Origin of the sequence: Streptomyces olivochromogenes, assembly GCF_021538895.1 — a bacterium.
GTDB classification, from domain to species: Bacteria; Actinomycetota; Actinomycetes; order Streptomycetales; family Streptomycetaceae; genus Streptomyces; species Streptomyces olivochromogenes_A.
In genome coordinates this window covers 1-7,370 of the sequence record NZ_JADDRL010000218.1, presented here as the reverse complement: position 1 = coordinate 7,370, position 7,370 = coordinate 1, and the positions used below count along the sequence as shown (strand labels likewise).

The following is a 7,370-nucleotide window of genomic DNA, read 5'->3' as shown; positions in this document are numbered from 1 at the left end:
GGGAGCGCTGGCGGAGCGCTCCGCGCTCCGCACAACCCGTGAGCTTCGCCCACGGGTTGACACTCCGTCCGCTCCGCTCCCGGAGTAGCGGAGCAAAGCCCCGCACGGCCCTCCGCTGTGCTCCAGGCCTCACGCGAGTCCGCTCCGCTCCCCCGCATAAAGGCCCTGCGGGCCTGCGCCTGCCAGAAGGTGCTGGGGGGGGCGGTGACGGCATCGGGTATGCAAGCCGGGGATGGGATGGTGACGGTCCGCGAGGTGGCACGTCGGGCGCTGAGGCGGGCGTGCAAGACGAGGCCGAACTCCTCCAACAATCGAGCGTGAGGTACGCGAAGGGTCACGCTCGGGTGGGGTGCCGGCGCACGGTGTGTAGTTGATGCAACATGTAGTTCTGGGGGAAAATGGCACACACTCCTAACCCATACTTAGTGCACGATCATGTGTTTGAGGGCTAGCCACCTGTTCTGAGCAACTTTTATCGAAATAGACCATTGGTTGGCGAGCGTAAAACTTCAACCCTAGAGCAATTACTCCAATTCCTGAAAACAGATACCGAGTCGGCGTGGTGGTGGATGCGCGCCAGCGAGTCGCGGCCGATCACCCATATCGCGCGGGGCTGGCATGGAGTCGTCGGGGCCAGTCGAATTCCGCATCGATGCTGCTGTCGCCGAAGACGATGGAGCGGGAGTTGGAGTTTGGTGCGAAGTGCGCGCACATCTGGAGCAGGTGCAAGGCGGTGGGATGGCTCCGGCGATCTGGCCTCGGCACTGACGAGTACGTCTCGGGGAGGAATCAGCAGTTCCTTCTTCTCCTCGCGGGTGAGCACCGCGGTCTCGACGGAGCGGTGCCCGGGCTCCAACTGCGTTTGCGGAAGGTGACGATGGTGCCGCTGCCACCTGCGGGAAGCAATCTCGGACTCGCGGACGGCTTCATCGAGATCTGGTACGGCGAGTTCGCCGACAAGAAGCCGGAGATCGACCTGGTCACGGATGCGGTCGCCTGCACCGCCGCGCGGGAACAAGGTCTGTCCGCTGGAGTCGGAGTCCGGTTTCCGCGTTGTCGAACATCAGCAGCCAGCGAGAGTACGGCCGTCCTTCACGGAGCGCCTGGTGCACCGCGGGACCGTCGGTGTTGGCCTCGGTGATGGTCGCCAAGCCCGGCCGCTTGGCTGGGATCCACCACTCGATGTCGTACTCGGGCTGGTGCCGGTAGATGTACTCGATAGCTAGCTGGGTCTTGCCGACACCGCCCACGCCTCGGGTGACTTCGGTCAGCACAGTGGTGGTGCCGCAGCCGACGCCTGTTCAGCTGCTCCAGCCGACAACCCTTGAAGGGCGCGAGCAGGCGGGCTTGCTGAAGACGGTGACGGTCACGCTCATCGTCCCAGCCTCCATACGGATCAGTTTCGAGGGTGACCACTGCATTGCCTCGGCCACCTTCCGCTCCGTGAGCCCCGCCTCCTCACGCGGACCAGACTGGGGGTGCGTCGTAGACGGCCGCCGGGTCGTTGCGGACGTCGACCGTGCACAGGATGCCCGAGAAGAGGTGACGTTGAGGGGCCGGTTAAGCAGGTCGATCGCCTTCAGCACCTTGTCGTGGCTACTGCAGCAGGCGCGGTAGCGGCGGTGAACGTCGTTGGCTGCCTTGTCACCATCCAGCAAGACGCCGACTCCGATGCCGAATGCGCCGAGCAGCTCGCAGAACCGCTCGACGAGCGTGACGCCGTTGGTGTGGATGCGCAGATCCAGTACGCGAACGCCCTGCGCCGCCCTGGTGTCTTGGCTTTCCTGCAAAGACGGATCCGTGCGGCGAGGAACGGTTTGCCGCCGTGCAGGACCACTGGGAAAACGTCGAGGCCATGGACGCCGGCATGCTCGACTATGCGGCTGTCCGTGACACGGAGTACTTCGTCGAGCACCGGGCAGGGCAGGTCCCGCCAGCTGTGATCCGTGTGCCAGCAGGCGTAGCAGTAGTGGCAAGCGAGATCGCAGCGACTGTGCACCTTCAGCACGAACTGACTAGGCGCGGGGTCCTGCGTGGAGACAAGGCTCTGGCCTCAACCTCCCGGGATGTCCCAGGAGGTTGAGGCCAGAAGGGCCAGCGGTCTGGTGCTCTGAAAGCAGGCGGAGGCTCGCCTGACAGCAGACGTTAAGTCAGGCGCGGCGCCATCCGGCGCGGCGCATACGGGCACGGTGCATCAGCAGGAGCACGAAGATCCCCACTACTGCGCCGCTGGCGACCAGGGCCAACGTCCCATATGCGCTGGCCGCTTGGGGATGGTTGGTCACCACGTTCAGCGCGCAGAGCGCCAAGACGATGACCACGAGAACAGCGATGCAGAGGAGCACGAGGAGGAACGTGTCGAGGCGCTCTGCATTGCGCTGCAGGTCATCGGGCGTCTGGATGAACCGGTACCAGCGCCGTCGGCCTGCCTCGCTCTCCAGCGCCTTCCTGATCTTTTCCCGCTGGATCGGGTCGTCGGGATCGGGTGCTTCGGTCATTGGTCCTTCCTCTTGATGTAGCCACTGTCGTCTGGCCGCTGAAGGCAAGTCGTGGGTGGATGCGGGTGGCCCGCAGGCGAGGTGAACGCATCCCATGCCGGGTGGAAGCAGCACGAGATTCCTGTCCCGCAGGCCGGAGTGAAAGGGAACCTAGCGCAACAGACGGCTCTTCACCGACCAGAACGTCATGGTCCCTTCCTCGACACTCTAGAGGCGTCAGGTCGCCGAAGCGCCCGGCTCTGACACCGCCGAAGCATGGCACAGAAGTTACCTCCCCGTGAGCAGGCCTTGCGCTGCCGGTCCGCTCCCGTCCTCGATCCTGGGAAAACCTTCGAGAATCCACGAGAGATCGAGGGCGCGGCGTATGGATGGGGGATTCTCTACGACCGAGGAATAGGCGCTGGTTACTCCCGTGGTATTTGAAATTCTCTCGACCTGGGTCAGATTAATTCTCCGCAAAAAGAAAGCGCTTGCCCTTAGAATGTGGGAGGCCCGGCCGGGCACAGACGGAGGCCCTGGCTGCGAGCGCCTTCCACCGCGCCCCGCCAGGGCCTCCGTTAGCACCCTCTCCCAGACCATCGGTGAGCCTTCAGCAGCCAGACGACGCGAGGAAGGGCGCCTTCGACCATACAGCCCGCTCCGGCCCGAGACCTGCTGTCCTTGCCCCGGGCCCCTTGACTCCCGGCGCTTCCGCGATACAGAACCCCGATCCACCCGCATGCCCCCACACCGCCGCCCTCTCCTTGAGTTCTTCACTCCAAAGAATATAACCTCTCCTGAGATACTCGGAATCGAAGATTTCAAAGAAGGGTCCGGGTCACTACCGGGCCTGGAGGAGGCCTCTTGCCCACGATCAGCCTGCACTTCGACCCTGCCGTCTTCGCCCACCTGGCCAGCGCGAGCGGCAACGACACCATCCACCTCACCCTGTCCCTTGGCGACGACACCGAAGGCACGCCCGCACCAGTGCCCGTGGTACCCCGGGGCCCCCTCGCCGAGCTCATGCAGGCAGACCTGCTCGCCGCAGGCGCCGTTCTCACGTTCCACCAGCGCCGCGCCAATCGCCGAGGCCGAGCAGTCGTCACAGCCGAAGGGCAACTCATCGTCGACGGCCACGCCACGCCCTTCCCCTCACCCTCCAAAGCAGCGGAAGCCATCACCGGCAACGTCATCAACGGCTGGACACTGTGGCACCTGGAAGACGGACGCACCCTGGACGACCTCCGCCGAGAGCACACGCACACCGGCGCGCAACCAGCCTGACTTCCACCACGACACAACCGTCCGGGAAGGTACCGATGTCCACAATCCAGCTCCGCGAACATCAGGCAGAAGCTGTCACCCGCATCCGCAGATGGGCCGGCTTCCCCATCCGGACACCGGTGTCCCCCCAAGGGCTCCGCGGCACGGTCGTATCTGCCACCGGTTCCGGAAAGACGATCACCGCCGCCTGGGCCGCGCTGGACAGCTTCCGCAACGGGCGAATCCTCGTGATGGTGCCCACCCTGGACCTGCTCGTGCAGACCGCCCAGGCCTGGCGGAAGGTCGGACACACCACGCCGATGGTCGCCGTGTGCTCCCTGGACAAGGACGACGTCCTGGAGCAGCTGGGCGTGCGCACAACCACGAATGCGATCCAGCTGGCGTTGTGGGCGGGGCGCGGGCCCGTGGTCGTATTCGCTACGTACGCCTCGCTCGTGGAGCGCGAGGACATCGATGCACCGACGGGCGAGCGGAGAGTCCGCGGGCCGCTGGAGGCCGCACTGGCGGGCGGAGTGCGGCTGTACGGACAGACAATGGACCCGTTCGACCTCGCCGTCGTGGACGAAGCCCACGCAACCGCCGGGGACATCGGCCGGCCCTGGGCAGCGATCCACGACAACCAACGCATCCCCGCCGACTTCCGGCTCTACCTCACCGCCACCCCCCGCATCCTCGCCCCACCCCGCCCCGTACGGGGCCCGGACGGCCAGGAGCTGGAAATCGCGACAATGACGTCCGACCCGGACGGCCCCTACGGAGAATGGATCTACGAACTCGGACTGAGCGAAGCAGTAGAGCGGGGCATCCTCGCCCCCTTCGAGATCGACGTCCTGGAGATCCGCGACCCCTCCCCCATCCCGGGACCGTCGGAAGAAGCCCTGCGGGGCCGGCGCCTGGCCCTGCTGCAGACCGCGCTCCTGGAACACTCGGCCGCACACAACCTGCGCACCGTCATGACCTTCCACCAACGAGTCGAAGAGGCCGCGGCATTCGCGGAGAAGATGCCGCAGACCGCCACGGAGCTCCACCGCACCGAGGTGTCCAACGAGGCCTTGGCCGACGCGGAGAAGCTCCCCGCATCGTCGATCGACGCACAGTTCTACGAACTCGAAGCCGGACGCCACGTACCCCCCGACCGGGTCTGGTCGGCATGGCTGTGCGGCGACCACCTCGTCACCGAACGCCGCGAGGTCATCCGCCAGTTCGCCAACGGCATCGACGCCGACAACCGGCGCGTACACCGCGCCTTCCTCGCCTCCGTACGCGTCCTGGGCGAAGGCATCGACATCGTCGGCGAGCGAGGCGTCGAGGCCATCTGCTTCGCCGACACCCGCGGCTCCCGAGTAGAGATCGTCCAGAACATCGGCCGCGCCCTGCGCCCGAACCCCGACGGCACGGAGAAGACCGCGCGGATCATCGTGCCCGTCTTCCTCGAGCCCGGCGAAGACCCAAACGACATGGCCGCCACGACCTCGTACGCGCCGCTCGTGGCCGTATTGCAGGGCCTGCGCAGCCACGACGAGCGCCTGGTCGAACAGCTCGCCAACCGGGCCCGCACCAGCGGCCAGCGGAAAGTGCACGTCCAGCGCAACGCGGACGGACGCATCATCCAGGCGGACGCCACCTACGAAGGTGAGGGCGAGGACCAGGAGGACGGGGCCGGATCGACGCTGCTGCACTTCTCCACCCCACGCGATCCCGCCACCATCGCCGCGTTCCTACGCACCCGCGTCTACCGGCCCGAATCCCTCGTCTGGCTGCAGGGCTACCAGGCCCTCCACCGCTGGCGCCGAAGGCACCACATCACCGGCCTGCACGCCGTGCCCTATGAGACCGAGGTCCAAGTCGGCGTGACCAAGACGTTTCCGCTGGGCAGGTGGGTCCACGAACAGCGCAAGGCACTGCGGACCGGGGCTCTGGGAAGCCACCGCAGGGAGCTGCTGGACGCCGAAGGGATGGTGTGGGAACCCGGCCAGGAAGCCTGGGAGAACCGGCTCGCCGTACTCCGCTCCTACCACCACGCCCACGGACACCTCGCCCCACGACAAGACGCCCAGTGGGAAGGCCCCGACCCCAACGGACCAGACGGCACCAGCATCCCCATCGGCCAACTCATCACCAACCTCCGCCGCCCCCACGGACTCGGCAAAAACCCCGAACACGCCGCCACCCGGGCCGCACAGCTGACCGCCATCGACACCGACTGGAACTGCCCCTGGCCGCTCGACTGGCAACGCCACTACCGCGTCCTTGCCCTCCTGGCGGCCGACGAGCCCGACGGTCGGCTCCCCGACATCGCACCCGGCGTGATGTTCGACGGAGACGACCTCGGGACATGGGTCCTGCGGCAACGCCGCAACTGGACCGAACTATCCGAGCAACAGCAGCAACGGCTGACTGCACTGGGCGTCGATGCCGTACAGCGGCCGGTATCGGTTCCGGCGGCCAAGGGGCATGGGGAGGCGGCCGGGAGGCCTTCGGCCGCCTTCCAAAGGGGTGTTGCCGCGCTGGCGCAGTTCATCGCCCGCGAAGGGCATCATCGTGTGCCGCGAACGCATACAGAGACGGTCGTTGTGGAGGGTTCCGGCCAGGAGGAGAGCGCGTCGGTATCCGTACGGCTGGGCGTATTCATGAGCAACACCCGCAGCCGCCGCGACCAGCTCACCGAACCCCAGCGGGTCGCACTGGCCGAACTCGGCGTCGGATGGGCGTGAGTCGGGACAGCCTCTGTGTTGGCCTGCCGGGGGTGATGCGCCGCTCAGCGCCCAGAGGTGCTGTCGGACGGTAGGCGCGTGGGGCGTCGCTTAGCGGGTGGGGCTCTGGTCGAAGGTCCGGAGTCGATGATCACAAGAGTGCTGTTTGCGGCATTGCACCCGATAGGAGGGGGTAGCGATAGGCGCGGTGCTGCACGGCCGATCACCGGGGTACTGGAGGTTCGGGTGGCAGCCGGAGCGCGGGATGTGAGGGGGTCTGTTGCGTGGGGTGATGCGGGTGGCGCCCGTCGCGCACGAGACGACGTGGTCATTCCTGCACCGGGTGGCCGCCACCTCCCGGCTGGGCGTCGAGGATCTGCTGGCCGGCTGGCGGTGGGTGAACCCGGTGAGGGCGCACGCCGCGAGCCGGCCGGATGGCGAGGTGCTGCTCGGCGCACTCGCACAGGCCCAGGTGGCCGACCGGTGCGGCACCTCACAAGCGCATCTGGCGTGGGCGCTGCCGTCATGGACATCCGGCCCCGGCGACGTCGGTACGGCACGGGATCGCGCCGGGCGTCGGCGCGGTGGCGGGCGGCGGTGCGGCAGTGGGGGCCGGTGGTGTTCGCCTGCGGGCTGTGTGCGGCGAGGCGGGGTGCGGGCGGGCGGCGGGTGTGGCTGTATGCGCCGCGGTGGCGGCGGGTGTGTGCGCAGCACGGGCGGTGGCTGCTGGATGCCGGTGAGGGGCATCCGCTGCAGTTCCTTGATGTCTCCTGCATGGTGCGCGAGCTTGCGCAGGGGCGGTGGGCGCGGGCGGCCGCGGCAGGGTGGAATGTGGGTGAGGTGTTCGCGTGGGCGCGGGCGGTGGTGTGTTCCTGGTGGGAGCGGGCCGAGTTCGGTGAGCGGGTGGCCGTGTGGG

5 protein-coding genes and 2 pseudogenes are annotated in these 7,370 nt (G+C 67.2%); 4 read left to right on the top strand and 3 right to left on the bottom strand.

Annotated elements, in window-relative coordinates; genetic code table 11:
• Window positions 1-922: 922 nt before the first annotated feature.
• Window positions 923-1,009: pseudogene (locus IPZ69_RS45865) on the top strand (FABP family protein); the annotation flags it as partial.
• On the opposite strand, the gene IPZ69_RS45860 reads toward IPZ69_RS45865, so the two are convergent.
• From IPZ69_RS45860 to IPZ69_RS45850, 3 genes are all read right to left on the bottom strand, one after another.
• On the bottom strand, window positions 981-1,274 hold the full coding sequence (locus tag IPZ69_RS45860; protein WP_235460867.1) for a hypothetical protein: 294 nt from the start codon (window positions 1,272-1,274) through the stop codon (window positions 981-983). The pseudogene IPZ69_RS45865 and the gene IPZ69_RS45860 overlap by 29 nt on opposite strands.
• 27 nt (window positions 1,275-1,301) lie before the next feature.
• Window positions 1,302-1,790 (bottom strand): helix-turn-helix domain-containing protein, encoded by a 489-nt coding sequence (locus tag IPZ69_RS47635; protein WP_235460866.1) that lies wholly within the window; start codon window positions 1,788-1,790, stop codon window positions 1,302-1,304.
• A gap of 360 nt (window positions 1,791-2,150) precedes the next feature.
• On the bottom strand, window positions 2,151-2,498 hold the full coding sequence (locus IPZ69_RS45850; RefSeq protein WP_235460865.1) for a hypothetical protein: 348 nt from the start codon (window positions 2,496-2,498) through the stop codon (window positions 2,151-2,153).
• Between the two features lie 843 nt (window positions 2,499-3,341).
• Between IPZ69_RS45850 and IPZ69_RS45845 the strand changes: the two genes are divergently transcribed.
• From IPZ69_RS45845 to IPZ69_RS45835, 3 genes and pseudogenes are all read left to right on the top strand, one after another.
• Window positions 3,342-3,761 carry a DUF4357 domain-containing protein gene (locus IPZ69_RS45845; protein WP_235460864.1) on the top strand — a complete coding sequence of 140 codons (420 nt, stop codon included), beginning with the start codon at window positions 3,342-3,344 and terminating at the stop codon, window positions 3,759-3,761.
• Between the two features lie 35 nt (window positions 3,762-3,796).
• Window positions 3,797-6,475, top strand: a complete 2,679-nt coding sequence (locus IPZ69_RS45840) for a DEAD/DEAH box helicase (RefSeq protein ID WP_235460863.1) — start codon at window positions 3,797-3,799, stop codon at window positions 6,473-6,475.
• A 504-nt stretch (window positions 6,476-6,979) separates the two neighbouring features.
• Window positions 6,980-7,370 (top strand): annotated as a pseudogene (locus IPZ69_RS45835) (hypothetical protein); the annotation flags it as partial.